Here is a 20,651-nt window from a genome sequence, read left to right on the forward strand (position 1 = left end):
TCCGCGACAGTGCGGCGCAGGTAAGGAGAGGTTGTTCATTCTCCATTCAGCCACTGCACCAACTCCGCGTTGATCTCGCGTGGGTAGGTGTGGCTGAGGTCGTCGATCTCGCGATAGGTGACATTCGCGCCGGCCGCGGCGAGGGCTGCCTGCGTCTGCCGCGCGGTCTGCACCGGAAACATCCAGTCGAGCTTGCCGTGCGTGATGAAGATCGGCAGGCGCTGCAGGCGTGTGGCGTCGGCCATCTCCGCCATCAGCGGGTGGAAGGTCGCCGAGACTGGCGCGAGATGCGTGAAGGGCGAGGCGCCGTCGAGCCCGGTGACGTAGCAGAAGGTGCCGCCGTCGCTCATGCCGGTCAGCAGCATGCGCGAGGCGTCGATGGTCCAGCGGCTGCGCACCGTTTCGAGAATGCGCGTGAGGTTGGGCGTGTCGGAATCGTCACCCATCAGGGCCCAGGTCGGGCCGGTCGCGGTCGGCGCCACCAGGATTGCACCGAGACTGCGGGCGTCGCGCAGCCAGCTCCACAGAAACCCGCGGCCGTTGCCGCTGCCGCCATGCAGCGCCACCACCAGCGGCATGGCGCGATCGGGCGTATAATATTCGGGCACGTAGACCGAAAAGCCGCCGCGGCTGCCGGGCTCGTTGTGATCGTGGATGATGCCGGTGTGCGCGTCCGCGCCGGCTTCGAGCCGCGACAACAGGTCGGCATTCTCGCGCATGGCGGCGTTGAGGAAGAAGCTGCTGACCGGCGGAAACTGCACGGCCAGCGGATAGAGTGCCTCCTGCGCGCGCGGCACATGGCGCAGCGCGCGGAACACCGCGACGAGGTCGCCATTGCCACGCTCAACCTCGCGCAGGCTGGCAAAGGCGGCGAGCGTTTCGTCGCAGGCACGATCGAGCCGCTCGCGCAGTCCGGTGAACTGCCCCGGCCATTCTCCGATTGCCGCGCGCGCCGTTTGCAGCGCCTCGTCGGGAGCGCTGATCGCGTTCATCACGGAGCCGAAGGCCGGCGGGTGCAGGTTTCGCTGAAAGAATGCGAGCGCTTCCAGCGCATTGAGCAGCGGCGGCAGCACGGCCACGATGTCGTCAACGACGGCCTCGCTCATCGTCGTTTTCCCTGCGTCAGTTCGCCTTGTCAGTGCAGCTTCGGCGCCTTCAAGAGCTTGAAGCGATCGGTCGAGGTCACCGTGACGTCGAAGGTGACGCCTTCATGATGTACCGTCAGCGGCACGTCGACGCCGGCGGCGCCGAGGCCCCACAGTTTCTTGTAGAAGCCGGTCTGGCTTGTGACCTTCTCGCCGTCGACCGCGAGGATGACGTCGCCGGTCTTGAGCTCGGCGCGGGCGGCGGGACCATTGGCGGAGATTCCGATCACCACCACGCGGTTGTCGATCTCGGTCGAAAAGAGTCCGAGCCATGGCCGTGCCGGCTTGTTGACGCGACCGAACTTGCGTAGATCGTCGAGGATCGGCTTCAACAGGTCGATCGGCACGATCATGTTGACGTGCTCGGCCTTGCCGTCGCGCTCGCGTTCGAGCTGGAGCGAGCCGATGCCGATCAGCTCGCCGCGCTCGTTGAGGAGCGCCGTGCCGCCCCAGTTCGGGTGCGCGGGATGGGTGAAGATGGCCTCGTCCAGCAGATATTCCCAGTAGCCGGCGAATTCCTGCTTGGCCACGATCTGGCTCGCGACCGAACGCGTGCGTCCCCCGGCGCCGCCGACCACGACGCGGTCGCCGAGCCGGGTCTCGGCCGAGACACCGAGCGGCAAGGGGGCGACGTCGAGCTGGCCGAGCGCCTGCACCAGGCCAAAGCCGGTGACGGCGTCGAAGCCGAGCACATGTCCTTCCACCACGCGCCCGTCTCCGACATGCAGCCACACGGACTCTGCTTCGGTGATGAGATAACCGATGGTGAGCACCAGCCCATCGTCAATCACGACGCCGTTGCCGGCGCGTTCGGTCCCCAGTGTCTCGGCGCTGAAGGCGTCCGGTGGGATGATGGCATGCAGGCCGACGACGGAGGCGAGCGCGCGGTCGAGATCGAAACCGTAATCGCTCGCACGCGGTTGATTGGCCGGCGGCACTCTCCATTCGGTCAGGGCGGGCATCGAGTTCTCCTGGCTGAGAGCATCGCTCCGCCGTGGCTAGCGGAACGACGCACGAAGCACGCATAATTTAGGCCGGAGGAGGCCGTCTTGAAAGCCTCGTTCCTAACTATTCCAGAGAACGCCGTGTGAAATCTTTGAAAGGCACAGGACCGGTTATGCACGGTCGGTCGGTCGGGCGGCTCTCCGGCATTGACCGCATGGCTGCTGTCCGGCGAGGTGCTAGGCGCCGTACAATGAAGCTGCTAACCATTGCCGCTTCGTTTGACCTAGAGATCACGGACCGAAGCATGGACAACCGCAGCGACATCTGGCGTGGCATCGACACGATCAAGGCACGTTTCATCGACCTCAGCGACAAGGTCTGGGGCATGCCCGAAGTCTGCTACACCGAGGCGCGGTCCGCCGCCGAGCATCTTGCCGAGTTGCGCCATCAGGGCTTTCGCATCACCGAGCAGGTCGCGGGCATTCCGACCGCGGTGATGGGCGAATGGGGCGAGGGCGGACCGGTCATTGCCTTCATGGGGGAATATGACGCGCTGCCGGGCCTCAGCCAGGAGGCAGGCGTCGCGGAGCATCGTCCGGTCGAGACCGGTGGCCACGGCCATGGCTGCGGTCACAATCTGCTCGGTTCCGCAGCTCTCCTCGCCGCGACGGCGGTGAAGGACTGGCTTACCGAGAACAAGGTGCCGGGCCGCGTGCGCTATTACGGCTGCCCCGCGGAGGAGGGCGGCGCGGCAAAAGCCTTCATGGTGCGCTCCGGCGCATTCGAAGACGCCGACATCGCCATCACCTGGCATCCGCACAGCTTCTGGGAAGTCGCGGTGACGCCGTCACTCGCCAACACCCGCGCCGACTTCATCTTCACCGGCCGCACCTCGCATGCGGCGGCCTCGCCGCATCTCGGCCGCTCCGCGCTCGACGCCGTGGAGCTGATGAATGTCGGCGTGAACTATATGCGCGAGCACATGCCGAGCGACGCGCGCGTGCACTACGCGCTGCTCGACACCGGTGGCATCGCCCCGAACGTGGTGCAGGCGCATGCGCGCGTGCGTTATTCGATCCGCGCCCGTGATCTGCCCGGCATGAACGAGCTAGTCGGACGCGTGAGCAAGATCGCGGACGGCGCGGCGCTGATGACCGAGACCAAGGTCGAGATGAAGATCATCTCCGCGGTCTCCAACATCCTGCCGAACACGCCGCTGGAGCACGCGCTGCACCGGGTCATGGAAGAGCTCGGACCGCCGCATTTCGACGACGCAGACAAGGGCTTTGCCACGGAGATCCGCGCGACGCTGAGCGACAAGGACATCGAGTCGGTGTATTACGCGATCGGCATGGAGCCGACCGACCGGCCGCTGGCTGACTTCCTGGTGCCACTCGATGCCAAGCGCAATCCGCTGGTCGGTTCGACCGACGTCGGCGACGTGAGCTGGGTGGTGCCGACCGTGCAGGTTCACGCACCCACGGTTGCAATCGGTACGCCCTTCCACACCTGGCAGGTGGTCGCGCAGGGCAAGAGCGCGCATGCCCACAAGGCCATGGTGCAGGCCGCCAAGGCGATGGCCGGCATCGGCATCAAGGCGCTGACGGACCCGGAGCTGATCAAGGCTGCCAAGGCTGACCTTAAGAAGCGGACGGCCAAGACGCCTTACGTCTGTCCGCTGCCAGACCATGTCGCGCCGCCGCTCGACATGTCCGTGGCGTAGAATTTCGCCTCGATACTTCGTCTGATCCGGCGATCAAATTTTCTGCAGTGCAGCGCGGAATTCAGCGCGTTTTGATGCTGGATTGCCGAACGGATGGGCTGCGGAATATGATTTTGCCCAACAGACAGTCAGAAGACCGTTTGCATACACACGGTCCCGGTTGACGCGCGGCCCATTCGGTGTGCCATCTACCGCCAGCCAACTTGGTGGTCGCCCCGCGCGACCGCCTGCATCCATACGGGAACCAGACGGGGACAACCATGCTGGATAAAGAACTGCGTTCGATGATCGGTGACGTGATGGACGGGCGGATGGATCGCCGCGGCTTCATTCAGCGCCTGGCTGCCGTGGGTCTCACCGCGCCTTTGGCCAACCAGATCCTCGCGCTTGGCGGTGTCGCGATGGCTGAGGGCGCCTCGACCTACAAGCCGACCAAGCGCGGCGGCGGTGGTGCGCTCAAGCTGCTGTGGTGGCAGGGGCCCACCCTGCTCAATCCGCATTTTGCCACCGGCACCAAGGACCAGGACGGCGCACGCCTGTTCTACGAGCCGCTCGCCTGTTGGGATCCCGACGGCAACATGAAGCTGGTTCTGGCCGCCGAAACTCCCTCGATCCAGAACGGTGGCCTCGCCGCCGACGGCAAGTCGGTGACCTGGAAGCTCAAGCCCGGCGTCAAATGGCACGACGGCACGCCGTTCACGGCCGACGACGTCGTCTTCAACTGGGAATATGCCAAGGATCCGGCGACCTCCGCGCTGACGATCGCGACGCTCCGCGACATCACGGTCGAGAAGGTGGACGACCTCACGGTCCGCATCCTCTTCAACAAGCCCACGCCGTTCTGGGCCGACGCTTTTGTCGGGGCTCCCAATACCATCATCCCGAAACATCTGTTCAAAGACTATATGGGGTCCAAGTCGCGGGAGGCGCCGACCAACCTCTCGCCGGTCGGCACCGGCCCCTACAAGTTCGTCGAGTTCAAGCCGGGCGATCTTGTCCGCGGCGTGATCAATCCCGATTATCACATGGCGAACCGGCCCTATTTCGATTCGATCGAGATGAAGGGCGGCGGCGACGCCGTCTCTGCCGCGCGCGCGGTGATCCAGACCGGCGAATATGATTTCGGCTGGAACATTCAGGTCGAGGACGACGTGCTGCTGCGCCTGGAGAAGGGCGGCAAGGGAAAGACCGTCTACGCCGTGGGTGGCGACACCGAATTCATCGCACTGAACTTCACCGACCCCAACACGGAGGTTGATGGCGAACGCTCCTCGATGAAGACCAAGCACCCGCTGCTTTCCGATCCAGCGGTGCGCAAGGCGCTCTCGCTGCTGATCGATCGCGAGTCAGTCAAGAAGGCGATCTACGGCCGCGCCGGCCGTACCACCGCCAACTTCCTCAACGGGCCCGAAAAATTCGTGTCCAAGAACACCTCGTGGGAGTTCAGCGTCGAGAAGGCCTCGAAGATCCTCGACGACGCCGGCTGGAAGCCGGGCGCCGACGGCATCCGCGAGAAGGACGGCAAGAAGCTGAAGCTTCTCTACCAGACCGCGATCAACGGGCCGCGCCAGAAGACGCAGGCGATCGTCAAGCAGGCGTGCCAGAAGGCGGGCATCGACGTCGAGCTGAAATCGGTCGTCGCCTCCGTGTTCTTCTCCTCCGACGTCGGCAATCCCGACACCTATTCCAAGTTCTACGCCGACATGGAGATGTTCCAGATCCCGCTGAGCCAGCCCGATCCGTCGCAGCATATGCGTCGCTACCTTTCGAACCTCGTCGCCACCAAGGAGAACAAGTGGCAGGGCACCAACTTCCCGCGCTGGGTCAACAAGGAGTACGACGCGACCATCCTAGCCGCGGACGGCGAGATGGATCCGGTCAAGCGCGCGGCGCTCTACATCAAGGCCAATGATCTGATGTACCAGGACATCGTTTTCATCCCGGTACAGCACCGCCTGAAGGTCGAGGCGGCCGCCAACAATCTGCGCCCGGTCGTTTCCGGCTGGGCCAACGAGACCGACAATTTGTTCGACTGGTACCGCGAAGAATGATCACGCACGCCTAGAGCGGTCCTTCTTCATGAGCCAGTATGTCCTGCGTCGCCTCCTGATCGCGATTCCGAGCCTGCTCGGAATCTCGCTGGTGCTGTTTGTCGTGCTCGCACTCGCCCCGGGCGATCCTTTCTCGGAGCTGGCGACCAATCCGAACGTGCCGCCCGAAGTCGCTCTCGCGCTTCGGGCGAAGTTCGGCCTCGACGATCCGATCTACCTTCGTTACCTGCATTGGCTCAACGCCATGCTGCACGGCGACTGGGGTTTCTCCTTCGTCAGCCGGATGAACGTCGACACGCTCATTCTCCAGCGACTGCCCACGACGCTCTATGTGATCGGCTCGGCGCAGATTCTGGCGCTCCTGATCGCGATCCCGGTCGGGGTCTATGCCGCGACGAAACCTTATTCGCTGTTCGACCAGGTCGCCAACACGCTCGCCTTTGTCGGCTTCTCGCTGCCGACCTTCTTCACCGGCATCCTGTTCATCCTGATCTTCTCGGTCACGCTGGACTGGCTGCCTTTCGTCTACACGACCGACATCAAGGGCACTGGTATTCACTGGGTGCTGGAAATGATCCGTCAGGCGATCATGCCGGTGGCGGTGCTCGGCCTGTTCCAGGCTGCGTCGATGACACGTTTCGTGCGCTCGGCGATGCTCGACGTCATCCGGCTCGACTATGTCACCACCGCGCGCGCCAAGGGCATCGGTCAGCGGCGGGTGATCATCAAGCATGTGATGCGTAACGCGATGATCCCGGTCGTCACGCTGATTGCGTTGCAAATCCCGGCGGTGTTCGGCGGCGCGATCGTCACCGAGCAGATTTTCCGCATCCCCGGCATCGGCTCGCTGCTGATCTCCTCCATCCTTTCCAACGACACGCCGGTGGTGATGGCCGTCACCTTCGTCTTTGCGTGCCTGGTCGTGCTGTTCAATCTCATCGCGGACGTTCTTTATGGCTGGCTTGACCCTCGCATCTCCCTCCGCTGAGCGGCGCGTCTACTCGCCCTGGCGCGAGACGTGGCGGCGCTATAGCCGGCACAAGCTTGCCGTGGTCAGCGCGTTCCTGCTCCTCGTTCTGATCCTGGCGGTGGTGGTCGGCCCCTTCGTCTGGCGGGTCAAGATCGACGACATCGACATCGTGGCGGGCATGCAAGGGCCGTCGCTGGCCCATCCCTTTGGCACCGACGATCTCGGGCAGGATATCCTCGCCCGCATGATCTATGGCGGGCGCATCTCGCTCGCGGTCGGTCTCGCCGCGATGCTGGTCTCGGTCTTTGTCGGCGTGTTGATCGGCGCGCTCGCTGGCATGTCGCGCGGCGCGCTCGGTCATGGGCTGATGTGGCTCACCGATCTCTTTCTGTCGCTGCCGCAATTGCCCCTGCTGCTGCTGCTGATCTATCTCTTCCGCGACGGGCTGAAGGCCGCTTTCGGCCCCGAGGGCGGCATTTTCATCCTGATCGTGCTCGTGATCGGTGGCTTGCGCTGGATGCCCGTCGCCCGGCTCGTTCGGGCGCAGTTCCTGTCGATCCGTGAGAAGGAATTCGTCGAAGCCGCGCGCGCGCTCGGGGCAAGCCCGGTGCGGCAGGTAGTGCGCCATATCCTGCCTAATGCGCTGGGTCCGGTGATCATCGCCGGCACCATCGACGTGGCGGCCGCCATCATCGCGGAATCGACGCTGTCCTTCCTCGGCCTCGGCTTCCCTCCGGATACCCCGACCTGGGGCCGGCTGCTCTATGATGCCAAGGACTTTCTCGACATCGGCCCGCACTGGGCGCTGTTTCCGGGCGGCGCGATCTTCATCGCGGTGGTCGCCATCAACTTCATCGGCGACGGCCTGCGTGACGCGCTCGATGCGCGGCGGGTGATCTGATGGCGCCGCTGCTCGAGATCAAGGGACTGAAAACCCACTTCTCCACCGACGACGGCATCCTCCAGGCCGTCGACGGTGTCGACATCTCCATCAATCGCGGCGAGACGCTCTGCGTCGTCGGCGAATCCGGCTGCGGCAAGACCGTCACCGCGATGTCGATCCTCAAGCTGATCGCGATGCCGCCGGGCCGCATCGCGGCGGGCGAGATCATCTTCGAAGGCCGCGATCTCGTGCCGCTGACGAGCAGTCAGCTCGACGAGATCCGCGCCAAGGAGATCGGCTTCATCTTCCAGGAGCCGATGACCTCGCTCAATCCGGTGCTGACCATCGGCGAGCAGATCGCCGAAAGCCTGCGCCGCCATGAGAACGTCACCAGGAAACAGGCGCTCGAGCGCACCATCGAGATGCTCAAGCTGGTGCAGATTCCCAATGCCGAAGGCCGGGTGCACAACTATCCGCATCAGTTCTCCGGCGGCATGCGCCAGCGCGTGATGATCGCGATGGCGCTCGCCTGCAAGCCGAAGCTGATCATCGCCGACGAGCCCACCACGGCCCTCGACGTCACCATTCAGGCGCAGATCCTCGACCTGCTCCAGGACATGAAGGAACGTTTCGGCATGGCGGTGATGCTGATCACCCATGCCATGGGCGTCGTCGCCGAGACCGCGCAGCGCGTCGTCGTGATGTATGCCGGCAAGGTGGTGGAGGAGGCGTCTGTCGACGAGCTCTTCGGCAATCCCGGCCATCCCTATACCCAGGGACTGATCCGCTCGATCCCGCGCATCGATCTCGCCAGCGAGCACAAGGTGCGGCTGGAGGCGATCGGCGGCTCGGTGCCGATCCTGATCAATCCGCCGGTCGGCTGCCGCTTCGCGCCGCGCTGCCGCCACGCCATGAGCGTCTGCACCCAGAGGGAGCCGCTGCTGCGCGAGATCGCGCCCGGCCACCGCATGGCCTGTCATCTGGGAGATACGCAGTTGGGAGGCGCCGCATGACCGAGCCCTTGCTCCGCGTCAGCGGCCTGAAGAAATATTTTCCCGTGCATGGCGGCCTGTTGTCGCGTCAGGTCGGCAGCGTTTATGCGGTCGACGGGGTCTCGTTCTCGGTCAATCGCGGCGAGACGCTCGGCCTCGTCGGCGAATCCGGCTGCGGGAAGTCGACGACGGGACGCTGCGTGCTGCGCCTGATCGAGCCGACCGACGGCGAGGTCGTGTTCGACGGCCAGGATGTCGGCCAGCTCGGCGGCACCGATTTGCGCGCGATGCGGCGGAACATGCAGCTCGTGTTCCAGGATCCGTTCGCCTCCCTCAATCCGCGCATGACGGTCGGCGCCATCCTCGGCGAGGCGCTCGTCATCCACAAGCTCGGCTCATCGGCCAAGGAGCGCGAGGATCGCGTTGCGAGCCTGCTGGTGAAGGTCGGTCTCAAGGCCGAGCACATGCGCCGCTATCCGCATGAGTTTTCCGGCGGCCAGCGCCAGCGCATCGTGATCGCGCGCGCGCTCGCGGTCGAGCCGAAACTGATCGTCTGCGACGAACCGGTGTCCGCGCTCGACGTCTCGATCCAGGCGCAGGTCATCAACTTGCTGGAAGATCTCCAGGCCGAGCTGAACCTCACCTATCTCTTCGTCGCGCACGATTTGTCGGTGGTCGAGCACATCTCCGACCGGGTCGCGGTGATGTATCTTGGCCGTATCGTCGAGCTCGCCAAGGCCAGCGACCTCTATCGCAATCCGCAGCATCCATACACGAGGGCGCTGTTATCAGCGGTGCCGGTGCCCGATCCCAAGCTCAAGCGCGAGCGCATCCGCCTCAAGGGCGACGTTCCGAGCCCGATGAAGCCACCGTCGGGCTGCCATTTCCACACCCGCTGTCCTATCGCCCAGCCGCGTTGCGCGGAAAGCGCACCGGAGCTGAAGGAGGGAGCGGGCGGGCACTTTGTGGCGTGCCATCTCGCATGACGCCGGGAAAAGCGAAGCGCGCATTCATGCGTAAAGCAGGCCGTACTCCGAAAGGGCTCGGCTGAAAGCCTCAACCGAGGTGTGGTGATGCGCGAACAGGCCCGCCTCTCGCGCGCCGGCGACATTGGCCATGAGATCGTCGACGAACAGGACGCTCTCCGGTTTGACGTCGAGCTCCGACAGACAGAGGCGGAAGCAGCGCGGGTCCGGCTTCGCCGTCTTGAACCGGGCCGAGGCGTAGATTCGCTTGCCGAACAGCGGCGGCAATTCCGGCAGCAGCGCAGCGACATGGTCGGCGACCAGCGTGGTGTTGTTGGTCAGGACGGCAATGTCGACAGTTTGACGCAAGCTGCCGGCAATCTCCAGCATCGCAAGATCGGCCTGCATTGAACGGCGTCGCGCCTCGATCCACTCGTCCAGTGACAGCGGATAGCCGATGCGCTCGCCGAATCCCCGCAAATAGTCCGCGGCGTCGAGAGTGCCGGAATCGCCGAGCAGCTCGAAGCCGCTGTCCCAGATCGCTTTGTGGACGGATTCGTTCGTGGTCCCCGCAAGCTTCGCCAGCCATGCGACACGCTTTGCCCTGTCGTAGTCGCAGAGGACATTGTCCATGTCGAAGAGGACGAGTTTGATTCTACCAATCACAGCGGCACTCTCGGATTGGCCGAACATCCGGCCGTGATCCAAGTCATAACGCGCTGGGGCGCAGGCGACAAATCCGGCGCAACGGTCGATCCGTCACGCGCTCCTGGCGGGCCAGGGAACGACCTGTCCCGACATCACCAGCCGGTCACGGCCGTTGTCCTTGGCGGCGTAGAGCGCGCGGTCGGCGGCGGCGACCAGCGTGCTGCAGTCCGCCGTGGTTTGGGATGGCAGACTCGTCGCGCCGCCAACGCTTGCGGTCACCAGGCGCGAGGGGGGACTTTGCGCATGCAGCATGGCGAGATCGTGCAGCGCCTTGCGAATCCCATCGCCGACCTCGGCGCAGCCCTCGGGACCGGTGTTCGGCAACAGCACGGCGAATTCTTCGCCACCGTAGCGCGCCGCGAGGTCGGCCGGGCGCTTGGTGTGCGCTGACAGGATCCGGCCCAGCGCGCGCAGGCATCCGTCGCCCGCCAGATGTCCGTAATGATCGTTGAACCTCTTGAAATAATCGACATCGATCAGCAGGAGCGAGAGCTGCGTGCCGTCGCGCCTGGCGCGCGCCCATTCGTCCGCGAGACGCTCGTCGAATGTGCGCCGGTTGGCGAGGCCGGTAAGGCCGTCGGTCGTTGCGAGTGAGGCGAGCTTGTCCTGAAGATCCTTCTGCTCCGTCATGTCGCGCACCACCGCGACGACGCCGTCGATTTCGCCGCTGTCCGACGCCAGGGTCACGTGCAACGCCGCCTCCGCCCAGATCTCGCCCTTGTCGCGGTGACGCTGGCGATAGACGAACCGCGCCTCCTCGGCCTCGCCATTCCTCAGCGCGGCGATAGCCTGCTCGACCCGCTCCATGTCGTCGGCGTGAATGCCGGCCAGGGCCGAAGTGGACAGCAGTTCGTCGGACGACCAGCCCGTGATGCGTACGCACGAGGGGGAAACGTAGAGCAGCCGGTTGTCCAGCCCGATCCGGGTCACCATGTCGCTGGATTGCTCGGCTAACAGGCGGAAGTTTGCTTCGTTGACGACGAGGGCCTGGGCCATGCGCTGCCGCTGTACGAGCTGACGGACCAGGTAGAAGCCGATCACCGCGATCAGCAGCACGAGGCCGAGGACGAAGGTGGTGCGCGCTGCCGCGGCTTGCCGCCAGGGCGCCAGCACGTCGTCCCGCGACTTGCTCGCCAGCACCATCAGGGGATAGCGGCTGCTGCGTTGGTAATAGCTAAGCCGCTGGACGCCATCGAGCGGCGACTTGAAATAGTAGACTGCTGCGGCGGGACGACTTTCCCATCCCTTGAACAAGGGCGCGTTGGACAGGTCGCGACCGACAAAGGCGCCGCTGTCGTCGCGGCTGCGCGCCAGCATGATGCCGCTATCGTTGAGCAGCGACGTCGAGCCGTTCGGACCGATGTCAAACCGCTCGTAGAACTTGACGAAATAGCTGACGTCGATCGTGAGCAGGGCAACGCCGGCGAAGCCGCCGTCGGCATCGTTGATCCGGCGGGACGCGGTGACGACCCATTGGCCGCCGGCTCGACTCTTCACGGGCGCTCCGATCAACGTGCCCATCTCGGGCGAGTCGCGATGACGCTGGAAGTATCCGCGGTCGCTGTTGTTGAGCTTGGAGAAGTCGAGCCGCTCGGTCGTGGCAAGCCACTGCCCGGTCGCGTCATAAACGAAGATGCCGCGGATGCGGTCCGACGATTTCCGTGTCGGCAGATAGGCCTGAAGCTTGGTAATCGTGTCCGGACCCGTGCCGTCGATTTCGAGCCGATGGACCAGCCCGACGAGGATCGTATCAACGAGTTCGAAGGTGTCGTCCGCGTGCTGGATCAGCGAATGCGCCAGATTGGCGACGTCGATCTCGGCGTTCTTGAGATCTGCATCGCGTGTTTCCCATTCACGCCAGGCGCTCAAGCCGAGGATGGCGAAGCAGGTCAAGATGACGAAACCCGCTGCCCAGAGCGGAAGGCGAGTCTTTCCGAGTTCGCGACCCGTGGTCATCAGGCTTGCTCCATTTCGGCGCAAACCTCTCACTTTGGCCTTAACGGCCTGTTGCAACATCCGCGCGGATTGTGCGCTTCCGGTTGGAACAATCCTCGGCAATGGACGGAGCTATTGTCGAGCTAACCAGGCTGGCGTCGGGCGTCGGCTTCGCCCGGCGTTTTCTGCCTTACTCATCCAGCGTGAAGCCGACCCGCAGCGTCACCTGGTAGTGGCGCACGGCACCATTCTCGATATGGCCGCGCGTTTGCACAACCTCGAACCATTTCATCTCGCGAACGGTCTTTGCGGCCCGGCTGACCGCGTTCTTGATCGCATCCTCGATCGAAGTCTCGGACGATCCGACCAGTTCCAGGATCTTGTAGACGTGATCCGTCTCGCTTGTGGCCATCACTATTCTCCCCTTGTGCTGTGGCGGGGCCGGATATGTCTGTCGCGGACAACTGGCGTCCGCGCGACATCCGGCCTCGACTCTGAACGGATGCCGGCGCTTCGAGTTCCGTCCCCGAGGGAGACCCGCCGGTCGCCTGCCGCGCGCGGTGCTCCATTTTTATAAGTGCACGAAAATCCGGATGGCGTGGTCGGGTGGCGCTCCCGAATTGGCGCGCGGTCGCGGGCCCGCTCTTGCCCGTCCCGATATGGGCGAGCTAACTTCCGCCCTTCCTCTGGCATCTTCGAAGAGCGGTGATGATCGCGCGTTGGACGAGGGGCGCTCTGGCTGCGATCGGTCTCTGCGTAGTGCCTGCGCCGGCCATCGCGCAGGACGATCTCAATGCTGCCCCGGTGAGCATGTCGCTGCAGGTCACGACCGATCCCTCCACCATCGAGTGCCGCCGGCTGGAGGAGGTCAATCCGGCCTCGCTGGTCTTCTTGCCGCTACGCCGGACCTTCAACGAGGATTTTGACGAGCATCCGCTGGCGAACGGACGCTGGGTGCCGCATTACGCCGGCGGTGCGGCCTGGCCGGAGGCGCGCTACTGGGGTGGCGACGGCTCCGACTTCAAGCGCAAGACCAGCGCCAATGGCGAGCAACAGATCTATGTCGATCCGCGCTACGCCGGGCGCGCGGCGGCGCCGCTCGGGCTCGATCCCTTCAAGGTCAAGGACGGCGTGCTGTCGATCGTCGCCAGCCGCACGCCGCCGGAATTGAAACCGGTGCTGTTCGACAACGAGTACATCTCCGGGATACTGACGACCCAAGGCACGTTCGCGCAGAAGCACGGCTATTTCGAGATCCGCGCCAAGGTGCCGGTCGGGCACGCGGTGTGGCCGGCGTTCTGGATGCTGGCGGATGACGGCGGCTGGCCGCCGGAGGTCGACGTGCTGGAAGGCCGCGGCGAAAAGCCGGGTGATCTCGTGATGACGACGCATTGGCGGATTTCCTCGACCCAGAAGATCCAGTCCTGCGGCTTCGACTTCGCGGTCGGCGACGCGTCGAGCGCATTCCACACTTACGGCGTGCTGTGGGAGGAGGATCGCCTGGTCTATTTCATCGACCGCAGGCCGGTGTCCGACATCAAGGTGCCGATCGGTTTCGACGATCCCATGTACATGATCGTCAATCTCGCGATCGGATCGAAATTCTTTCTCGGCGTCGGTCCGGTCGATGCGGAGTCGCCGCCTACCGTCGCATTCGAGATCGACCGGATTTCCGTCTATCAGATCGATCTGGAGCAGGCGCGCAGATAGCGAAGCTCGCTGATCTCTCCCGGCGTTGAGCGGCGCGAGTCAACGATGGACTGCCGAGGGCCTGCACGCCGACGCTACGGATCCAGCTCCGTATCCCAGTAGAGATAATCCAGCCAGCTGTCGTGCAGATAGTTCGGCGGGAACAGCCGGCCGTTGCGGTGGAGCTGGTGCACGGTCGGCGCGAACGCGTGCTGGCGTGGAAACATCTTGGCCTGCACCGGCGTCAGATTGCCCTTGCGCAAATTACAGGGCGAGCACGCCGCGACCACGTTCTCCCAGGTGGTCTGGCCGCCTTTGCTGCGCGGGATGATGTGGTCGAAGGTGAGGTCTTCGGGCGAGCCGCAATATTGGCAGGCGAAACGATCGCGCAGGAAGACGTTGAATCGGGTGAAGGCAGGGTGGGTGGTCGGCTTGACGAAGGATTTGAGCGAGACCACGCTCGGTAGCTGCATTTGCAGCGTGGGGCTATGGACCGCCTGATCGTAATGCGCGACGATGTTGACGCGGTCGAGGAATACCGCCTTGATCGCGTCCTGCCACGACCACAAAGACAGTGGGTAGTAACTCAGCGGCCGGAAGTCCGCATTCAGCACCAACACCGGCCAATGGCCTTGCGAGACATGTGCGTTCAAGTAACGCTCCTGGCCTCCAATGTACGCTGCGAAGCAGCACGTAACTGACATACTACATGCAGCGTGACGGGATTGTGAAGCCCGTTGAGCGACTTATTCGGGCGCAAGCAATGCGGCCGGGGGTGGCAAAGCGCGAAAAACGCCGTGATTTCCAGGTCCGAGGCCGCGGAGGCAGCGTCGTCCTGACAACGCGATGTGGATGTGCCGAGGCAGCTACTCCCGCACCCGCTCCAGCTTCTGCAAACATCGCGTCGCGCGCACCACGGCCGGCATCTCCTCATCCGGAAAGCTGGTCTTCCAGTCGGTGACGCCGACCTCGCCGACATAGATGTCGCCCCTGGAATCCAGTGCAATGCCGTGCGGTGCCAGGAATTTTCCGCCCGCAACGCCCGGGCCTGCCTCGCCGCCGAGCCGCGCGATGCGGTTGCCTTTGGCGTCCACGATCGACAGCCGCGGGCCGAGATTGGGCACCTTGCGGTTGACCGCGAGGCCGGGCCCGAGTTCCCCGATGACGAAGGTCGGGCTCTTAGCCCCACCGCAGCAGCATAGCGCACAAGGGCGGTGCAGATTGTTCCACTGCGTCTCGTACTTGCCGTTGCCGTCGAACACCTGAACGCGATGGTTCTCGCGGTCGGCGACATAGACAAAGCCGTCGGCATCGGTAGCGATGTTGTGCACGATGTTGAACTGGCCGGGGTCGGTGCCGGGCTCGCCCCAGCTTGTCATCAGCTTGCCGTCGGGCGTGAATTTGTGCACGCGCGCATTGCCATAACCGTCGGAGACGTAGATTTCGCCCTTCGGCGACAGCGCGGTGTGGGTACAGCGGTGAAAGGGATCGCCGCTCATGAACGGCGACGGTTTCTCGGGAATGCCGATCGTCAGCAGCACCTTGCCGTCTGTGCTGCACTTGCGCACGGTGTGGTCGCCGTCATCAGTGCAATAGAGATTGTCGTCGGCATCGATGTGCAGGCCATGGGCGCGCGAGAACAGGCCTTCGCCCCAACTGCGCAAGAAATTGCCCTCGCGGTCCAGCACCACCATCGGATGGGCCCCGCGGTTGAAGACGTAGACGCGGTCCTTGCCGTCGACGGCGACCGAAGCGACGTCGGTGAGCTGCCATCCGTCCGGCAGCTTTGCGAAATTTTCAACGACGCGGTAGCGGTGCTCGCCGGTGCCGAGAATGGCTGGCATGGGTGTTCTCCTCTTATTGGTGTCGGCGATGCGCGATCGTTTCCACACTGTCATTGCGAGCGCAGCGAAGCAATCCAGACTGTGTCCGCGGAAAGACACTGGATTGCTTCGCTGCGCTCGCAATGACGAGGAGGCTCAAATTGCGCCCGCCTCACGCCCCAAAATCCCTTCCTCGATCGCCTTGATCTGGAGCGCTAGATATTTCGAGTTGATCCGGCATTGCGCGAGGCTGCCGGCGATGAACCAGAGGCCGGGCTGCCTGGTGCGTGCATACATGTTGCGCAGCTCGAGGCCGTCGCCAAAGCCCCAGATAGGGCCGACCCGGTCGACGACGCCGTCGCCGAACAGTTTCCGCACCAGATATTCCTGCGTCTTGTAACCGGTCGAGAGCACGATCAGATCGGCGGCAATAGTCGCGCCGTCCTTCATCCGGGCGCCCTCGGTGACGAAGCCCTCGATCTCGGAAAACTGCCTGAGCTCGATCGCGCCCTCGACGATGAGGTTGGAGCAGCCGACGTTGAAATAATAGCCGCCCCCACGGGTGAGATATTTGAACTGCCAGCCGGTGCCGGCCTCGCCGAAATCGAGCTTGAAGCCGACGCGCCGCAAGCCGTCGAGCAGCTCCTTGTCGAGCTGCTTCGACTGCTCCGTCAGCATCACATGGGTCTTCTTCGCAAGCGGTGTCGGCATCGAGGTCGCGATCAGATCGTTGTCCTCGAGCGTGCCCTCATTGTAGGTCGCATAAGCGAGTTGGGCCGACGGCTCGATATTGGTGACGAGCGTAGGTGAACGCTGCACCAGCGTCACTTCGGCGCCGCTGGAGTGGAGATCCTGCGCGATATCGTGGCCGCTATTACCGGTGCCGATGACGATGGCGCGCCTGCCGGTCCAGTTCTCGCCGTCCTCGTAGCGGCTCGAATGCAGCAGCGTGCCGTTGAAGTTGTCGAGGGTCGGAATGAAAGGCACATTGGCGATGCCGCTGACGCCGGTCGCCATCACCACATGGCGCGGTTGCATAATGCGCTTGCCACCGTCGGCGCGCCGCAGTGTGACGGTCCAGTGCCCTTTCGCATCGTCGTAGGCGCCGCCTTCGAATTCGGTGCCGGTCCAGAAGTTCAGCTCCATCGCGTCGACGTAAGCTTCGAACCAGTTGGCGAGCTTGTCCTTCGGGATGTAGGTCGGCCAGCTCGGAGGAAACGGCATGTAGGGCAAATGATTGACCTGCACCTGGTTGTGCAGGGTCAGCGCGTGGTAGCGCTTGCGCCAATTGTCCCCGATCCGTGCCTCGCGATCGACGATCAGGCTGTCGATCTTCAACTGCTTCAACCGCGCGGCAATCGCGAGCCCCGCCTGGCCGCCGCCGACCACCAGCACGGCGGGATCGCGATTGGCGTAGTCGCGCGAGGCGTTGCGCAGGTCGAGCCAATTCGGTCCACGGAAGTCGCGCGAATAGGCCCGGCCGCGGGGCCGCGAGGTGCCGAGCTGTTCCTCGAAGCCTTTGAGCTCGTCGAGCGCGGTGAGGAGCGTCCACGCTTTCAGGCGGTCGCCGTCGGCGGCGTCGGGCACAAGCCTGACGATGCCGCTGCCGCGTCCCAATGCGGTTTCGAAATTGAAGATCGCCTCGATCGTCTTGGTCCCGGCACGCGTGACCCAGCGCGGCGGCGCCCGGTTCGGCGCGATCTTGAAGCTGCCCGGCGCGACCCGTGCGGCGAGCGTTGTCAGCTCCCGCTTGATCGAATCGCCGCCTGCGATCGTTTGCAGGTTCCAGCTGAGTGCCAGCGCGTCGCGCCAATAGCTGTCGGCGAGGAAAAGACTATCCAGCCCAGCGCCATCAGGTGCGCCAAGCGTGCGCTCAAATTCGTCGAGCCAAGCCTGCGCGGATGCGGCAATATCCTTGGTCCTGTCCAGCATGCGCGACCTCGTGCCGTCTTCGCGGCGTTTCCTCTAGGGTCGAAAGCTATACTGGAAGGAGGGGTATCGAAAGCGCTTTACCCGAGCAGCGAAAGCATGTGGCCCTGCTCAGGCGGAATACGCCGGTGAGCGCTGCGAGATGCCCGCCGCACGCTCGCGGAACGAGAGAGGTGTATGACGAAAAAGGCTCCACCTGAGTGGAGCCTCCTCGTGCTGTCGTTTTGGTTCGCGGATCCTTATCTGCCCCGCATCCCATTGCCGTACAACTCGCGCTCACGGCCGACATCGTCAGGCGACAGCGGCGGGCTTGCGGCATCGAAGCCGTTCCAGCCGGATTTTTGCCAGGCGGTGCTCCGTTCCTGCAGGTTCACGGCCTTTTCGTGCAGAAGAGCATCGAGACGTGAGCGGTCCTGGTCGGGTACCCGCGCCGATACCAGCGTTCCGCCACGACGGACGCCCTCCGCGTAGCGCGACGCATCATCCTTGGAGACGCCGGCTTCGGTCAGCGCGCCAACGATGCCGCCCGTCGCGGCGCCGGCCGCGGCACCAACTGCGGTCGAAGCTAGCCAGCCGGCGGCAACCACCGGTCCGAGTCCCGGAATGGCCAGCAAGCCGAGTCCTGCAAGCAGACCCGCCGCGCTTCCGAGGCCTGCGCCGATGCCGGCACCCGTGCCGGCGCCTTCGGCGCGATCGTCGACGCCGTCGCGATCGCGGTCGACCTTGCCGGTGGATGAGCCGTACCAGTTATCGGAATTGTTCGCGACGATGCTGATGTCGGAGTGCGGTACGCCCGCGGCCTCCAGGCGGCTGACCGCACGTTCCGCATCCGAATAGGTGTCATAGAGTCGAGAAATGGTGGTGGTCATGTTTTATCCTCCTTACTTGGCGGGGTTCACGTTCCCTTGGAAATCGACGCTCACGTCCGCCTTGGTCCCGGCCTTGTCGGCCTTGCCGCGCCAGACGCCGTTGTCGTCCTTTTGCAGGCCGGAAACATTGGAATAGCCCGCGCCCTCGATCTTCGACTTCGCCTGTCCTTCGGTGAAGCTGTTGCGGCCTGCGACCGGTGCGTTGGAGTTGTTGTGATCAGAGCTGTTGACGGCGTTGTTGCCCGGGCCGCTTTGTGCCTTTTGCGACTGCGCGCTTACGGGTACCGATCCGAGCAGCAGTAGAGCCGCAGCGAACGAAATTAGACGTGACATAGTTTATCCTCCGGCAGTGATTGTGCCGATCTACAACAGACGAGATTCGAATTGGTTGCTCTTCCATTTGCGACGGAACGCGCGTCTTCAAACTGCTCGATATTGAAGAGGCCCAGGAACGATTGCCACTCGTTCCCGTTTATACGGTCTCGCACTCTCGGGCGCGTCGCCTGTTTTCACGTCGCCCAATAGCGATCCCGCAGCTTGCGCTTGAAAATCTTTCCCGTGGCCTCGCGCGGCAGCGCGTCGCGGAATTCGACGTCCTTCGGCACCTTGAAATTGGCAAGCCGCTCGCGCAGGAACGATCGGACAGCGTCGGCCGAGAGCCCGGCATCCGATTCAGGCTCGACAAAGGCGCACAGCCTTTCGCCGAATTCCGCGTCCGGGATGCCGAACACGGCACAGTCGCGCACGCCGGGCATTCCGATCAGAACGTTCTCGATCTCGGCGGGATAGATGTTCACGCCGCCGGAGATCACCATGTCGCGTTTGCGGTCGCACAGGAACAGATAGCCGTCCTCGTCGAGGTAACCGACGTCGCCGACGCTGACGAGGCCGTCGCGGCCGGCCTCGGCCCTTGCCTGCGTCCTGCCGTGATAGTCGAAATCGGGCACCGCCGTCTGGCGCATGTAGATCTCGCCGATTTCGTTAGCACCGCACGGGCTGCCGTCATCGCGGAAGATCCTGACGATGCCGCCTTCGATGGCGCGGCCGACCGTGCCGGGCTTCTTCAGGGCTTCCTCGGCCGAGTGCCAGACCGGGATCCCGGTCTCCGTGGAGCCGAAATACTCGTTGATGACCGGTCCCCACCAGTCGATCATGGCGCGCTTGACGTCTGGCGGGCAGGGCGCGGCGCCGTGCACGACGAAACGCAGCGACGACAGGTCGTAACGCTGCCTGACCGCTTCGGGCAACCGCAGCAGCCGGACGAACATGGTCGGAACCATGTGAATGTGCGTGACGCGGTGGCGCTCGATCAGCGCAAGCAGTTCCTCGGCATCGAACCGCGCCTGGAGGATGATGGTGCAAGCGCTGCGGAACGCCAGCATGCCGTAGGAATGCGGCGCCGAGTGATACATCGGGCCGTTGATCAGCACGATTTGGTTTTCCCGCGGCTTGACGCCATAGGCGATCCCGCCCACGCGTTCCGAGGCGGCTGCCTGTTCAGGCTGCATCGGCATGCGCCGCACGCCCTTCGGCATGCCGGTGGTGCCCGATGTATAGATCATCGCTGCCGCCCGGCGCGGTGGCTCCTGCGCTTGCGGATGGTCGTCGCGCCAGCGGTCCCAATCGGTCAGTCCCACAGGGATCTCGGTCAGCTCCCGAGGAATCGAGAAGGTCGCCGCGAGTTCGGGCGGCGTCGCGACGACCAGGAGAAGGACATCCGCCGGTATGCCGTCGCGGATCTGCGGCAGCAAATCGGCATGACAGACGAGGATCTTCGCCCCGCTGTCGGCCAGGATGTAACGGACCTCCTCGGCTTTTAGATGCCAGTTGATCGGCACCACCGGACTGCCCAGCGCGGCGGAAGCGGCAACCACCTCGAACAGGGCGAAATCGTTGCGCAGCATCATCGCGACCGGCGCTGCCTCCGCAAGGCCCAGGGCGCGGAAGCCACTCATCGCCCGCTTGATCCGGGCCCGGATGTCGTCATAGCTGATCTGGCGTTCGCCGCTGATGATCATGGCGCC

General features: G+C 64.2%; 18 protein-coding genes. 7 read left to right on the plus strand and 11 right to left on the minus strand.

Going from position 1 to position 20,651, the window contains the following annotated elements; translation table 11 throughout:
- Positions 1 to 35: 35 nt before the first annotated feature.
- Together IVA75_RS06335 and IVA75_RS06340 are read right to left on the minus strand one after the other, a co-directional pair.
- Positions 36 to 1,106, minus strand: a complete 1,071-nt coding sequence (locus IVA75_RS06335) for a phospholipase (RefSeq protein ID WP_247285782.1) — start codon at positions 1,104 to 1,106, stop codon at positions 36 to 38.
- Between the two features lie 29 nt (positions 1,107 to 1,135).
- Positions 1,136 to 2,107: a S1C family serine protease gene (locus tag IVA75_RS06340; RefSeq protein ID WP_247285783.1), complete on the minus strand. Its 972-nt coding sequence runs from the start codon at positions 2,105 to 2,107 to the stop codon at positions 1,136 to 1,138.
- Between the two features lie 287 nt (positions 2,108 to 2,394).
- Here IVA75_RS06340 and IVA75_RS06345 point away from each other — a divergent pair, with 287 nt between their 5' ends.
- From IVA75_RS06345 to IVA75_RS06370, 6 genes are all read left to right on the plus strand, one after another.
- Positions 2,395 to 3,813, plus strand: coding sequence for a M20 family metallopeptidase (locus IVA75_RS06345; RefSeq protein ID WP_247285784.1), 1,419 nt, complete (start codon positions 2,395 to 2,397; stop codon positions 3,811 to 3,813).
- A 260-nt stretch (positions 3,814 to 4,073) separates the two neighbouring features.
- Positions 4,074 to 5,864: a peptide ABC transporter substrate-binding protein gene (locus IVA75_RS06350; RefSeq protein WP_247285785.1), complete on the plus strand. Its 1,791-nt coding sequence runs from the start codon at positions 4,074 to 4,076 to the stop codon at positions 5,862 to 5,864.
- A gap of 28 nt (positions 5,865 to 5,892) precedes the next feature.
- Positions 5,893 to 6,852, plus strand: a complete 960-nt coding sequence (locus IVA75_RS06355; protein ID WP_007597394.1) for an ABC transporter permease — start codon at positions 5,893 to 5,895, stop codon at positions 6,850 to 6,852.
- Positions 6,818 to 7,735, plus strand: coding sequence for an ABC transporter permease (locus IVA75_RS06360; protein ID WP_007615333.1), 918 nt, complete (start codon positions 6,818 to 6,820; stop codon positions 7,733 to 7,735). Before IVA75_RS06355 ends, IVA75_RS06360 begins: the two co-directional genes overlap by 35 nt.
- Positions 7,735 to 8,730, plus strand: a complete 996-nt coding sequence (locus IVA75_RS06365; RefSeq protein WP_247285786.1) for an ABC transporter ATP-binding protein — start codon at positions 7,735 to 7,737, stop codon at positions 8,728 to 8,730. The genes IVA75_RS06360 and IVA75_RS06365 overlap by 1 nt, the downstream gene beginning before the upstream one ends.
- Entirely contained in the window at positions 8,727 to 9,695 is a 969-nt protein-coding gene (locus IVA75_RS06370; protein WP_027565638.1) for a dipeptide ABC transporter ATP-binding protein, read from the plus strand. The genes IVA75_RS06365 and IVA75_RS06370 overlap by 4 nt, the downstream gene beginning before the upstream one ends.
- 24 nt (positions 9,696 to 9,719) lie before the next feature.
- On the opposite strand, the gene IVA75_RS06375 is transcribed toward IVA75_RS06370, so the two are convergent.
- From IVA75_RS06375 to IVA75_RS06385, 3 genes are all read right to left on the minus strand, one after another.
- On the minus strand, positions 9,720 to 10,367 hold the full coding sequence (locus tag IVA75_RS06375; RefSeq protein ID WP_247285787.1) for an HAD family phosphatase: 648 nt from the start codon (positions 10,365 to 10,367) through the stop codon (positions 9,720 to 9,722).
- A gap of 66 nt (positions 10,368 to 10,433) precedes the next feature.
- On the minus strand, positions 10,434 to 12,338 hold the full coding sequence (locus IVA75_RS06380) for a sensor domain-containing diguanylate cyclase (protein WP_247285789.1): 1,905 nt from the start codon (positions 12,336 to 12,338) through the stop codon (positions 10,434 to 10,436).
- Positions 12,339 to 12,507: 169 nt separating this feature from the next.
- Positions 12,508 to 12,729, minus strand: a complete 222-nt coding sequence (locus tag IVA75_RS06385) for a dodecin (RefSeq protein WP_018453224.1) — start codon at positions 12,727 to 12,729, stop codon at positions 12,508 to 12,510.
- Between the two features lie 296 nt (positions 12,730 to 13,025).
- Here IVA75_RS06385 and IVA75_RS06390 point away from each other — a divergent pair, with 296 nt between their 5' ends.
- Positions 13,026 to 14,027, plus strand: a complete 1,002-nt coding sequence (locus IVA75_RS06390; RefSeq protein WP_247285791.1) for a glycoside hydrolase family 16 protein — start codon at positions 13,026 to 13,028, stop codon at positions 14,025 to 14,027.
- A gap of 74 nt (positions 14,028 to 14,101) precedes the next feature.
- Here the strand turns inward: IVA75_RS06390 and IVA75_RS06395 are convergent, their stop codons facing one another.
- The 6 genes from IVA75_RS06395 to IVA75_RS06420 form a co-directional block, all read right to left on the minus strand.
- Positions 14,102 to 14,659 carry an HNH endonuclease gene (locus IVA75_RS06395; protein WP_007597381.1) on the minus strand — a complete coding sequence of 186 codons (558 nt, stop codon included), beginning with the start codon at positions 14,657 to 14,659 and terminating at the stop codon, positions 14,102 to 14,104.
- 213 nt (positions 14,660 to 14,872) lie between these two features.
- Positions 14,873 to 15,850, minus strand: a complete 978-nt coding sequence (locus IVA75_RS06400) for a peptidyl-alpha-hydroxyglycine alpha-amidating lyase family protein (protein ID WP_247285792.1) — start codon at positions 15,848 to 15,850, stop codon at positions 14,873 to 14,875.
- 135 nt (positions 15,851 to 15,985) lie between these two features.
- Positions 15,986 to 17,761 carry an NAD(P)/FAD-dependent oxidoreductase gene (locus IVA75_RS06405; protein WP_247285794.1) on the minus strand — a complete coding sequence of 592 codons (1,776 nt, stop codon included), beginning with the start codon at positions 17,759 to 17,761 and terminating at the stop codon, positions 15,986 to 15,988.
- Between the two features lie 236 nt (positions 17,762 to 17,997).
- Positions 17,998 to 18,627 carry a general stress protein gene (locus tag IVA75_RS06410; RefSeq protein ID WP_027565632.1) on the minus strand — a complete coding sequence of 210 codons (630 nt, stop codon included), beginning with the start codon at positions 18,625 to 18,627 and terminating at the stop codon, positions 17,998 to 18,000.
- A gap of 12 nt (positions 18,628 to 18,639) precedes the next feature.
- A complete protein-coding gene (locus IVA75_RS06415) occupies positions 18,640 to 18,960 on the minus strand; it encodes a hypothetical protein (RefSeq protein ID WP_247285796.1) in 321 nt (106 codons plus the stop codon).
- Between the two features lie 176 nt (positions 18,961 to 19,136).
- Positions 19,137 to 20,645 carry an acyl-CoA synthetase gene (locus tag IVA75_RS06420; RefSeq protein WP_247285799.1) on the minus strand — a complete coding sequence of 503 codons (1,509 nt, stop codon included), beginning with the start codon at positions 20,643 to 20,645 and terminating at the stop codon, positions 19,137 to 19,139.
- Positions 20,646 to 20,651: the final 6 nt, after the last annotated feature.

It is taken from the genome of Bradyrhizobium sp. 134, from assembly GCF_023074155.1.
Taxonomy (GTDB): domain Bacteria; phylum Pseudomonadota; class Alphaproteobacteria; order Rhizobiales; family Xanthobacteraceae; genus Bradyrhizobium.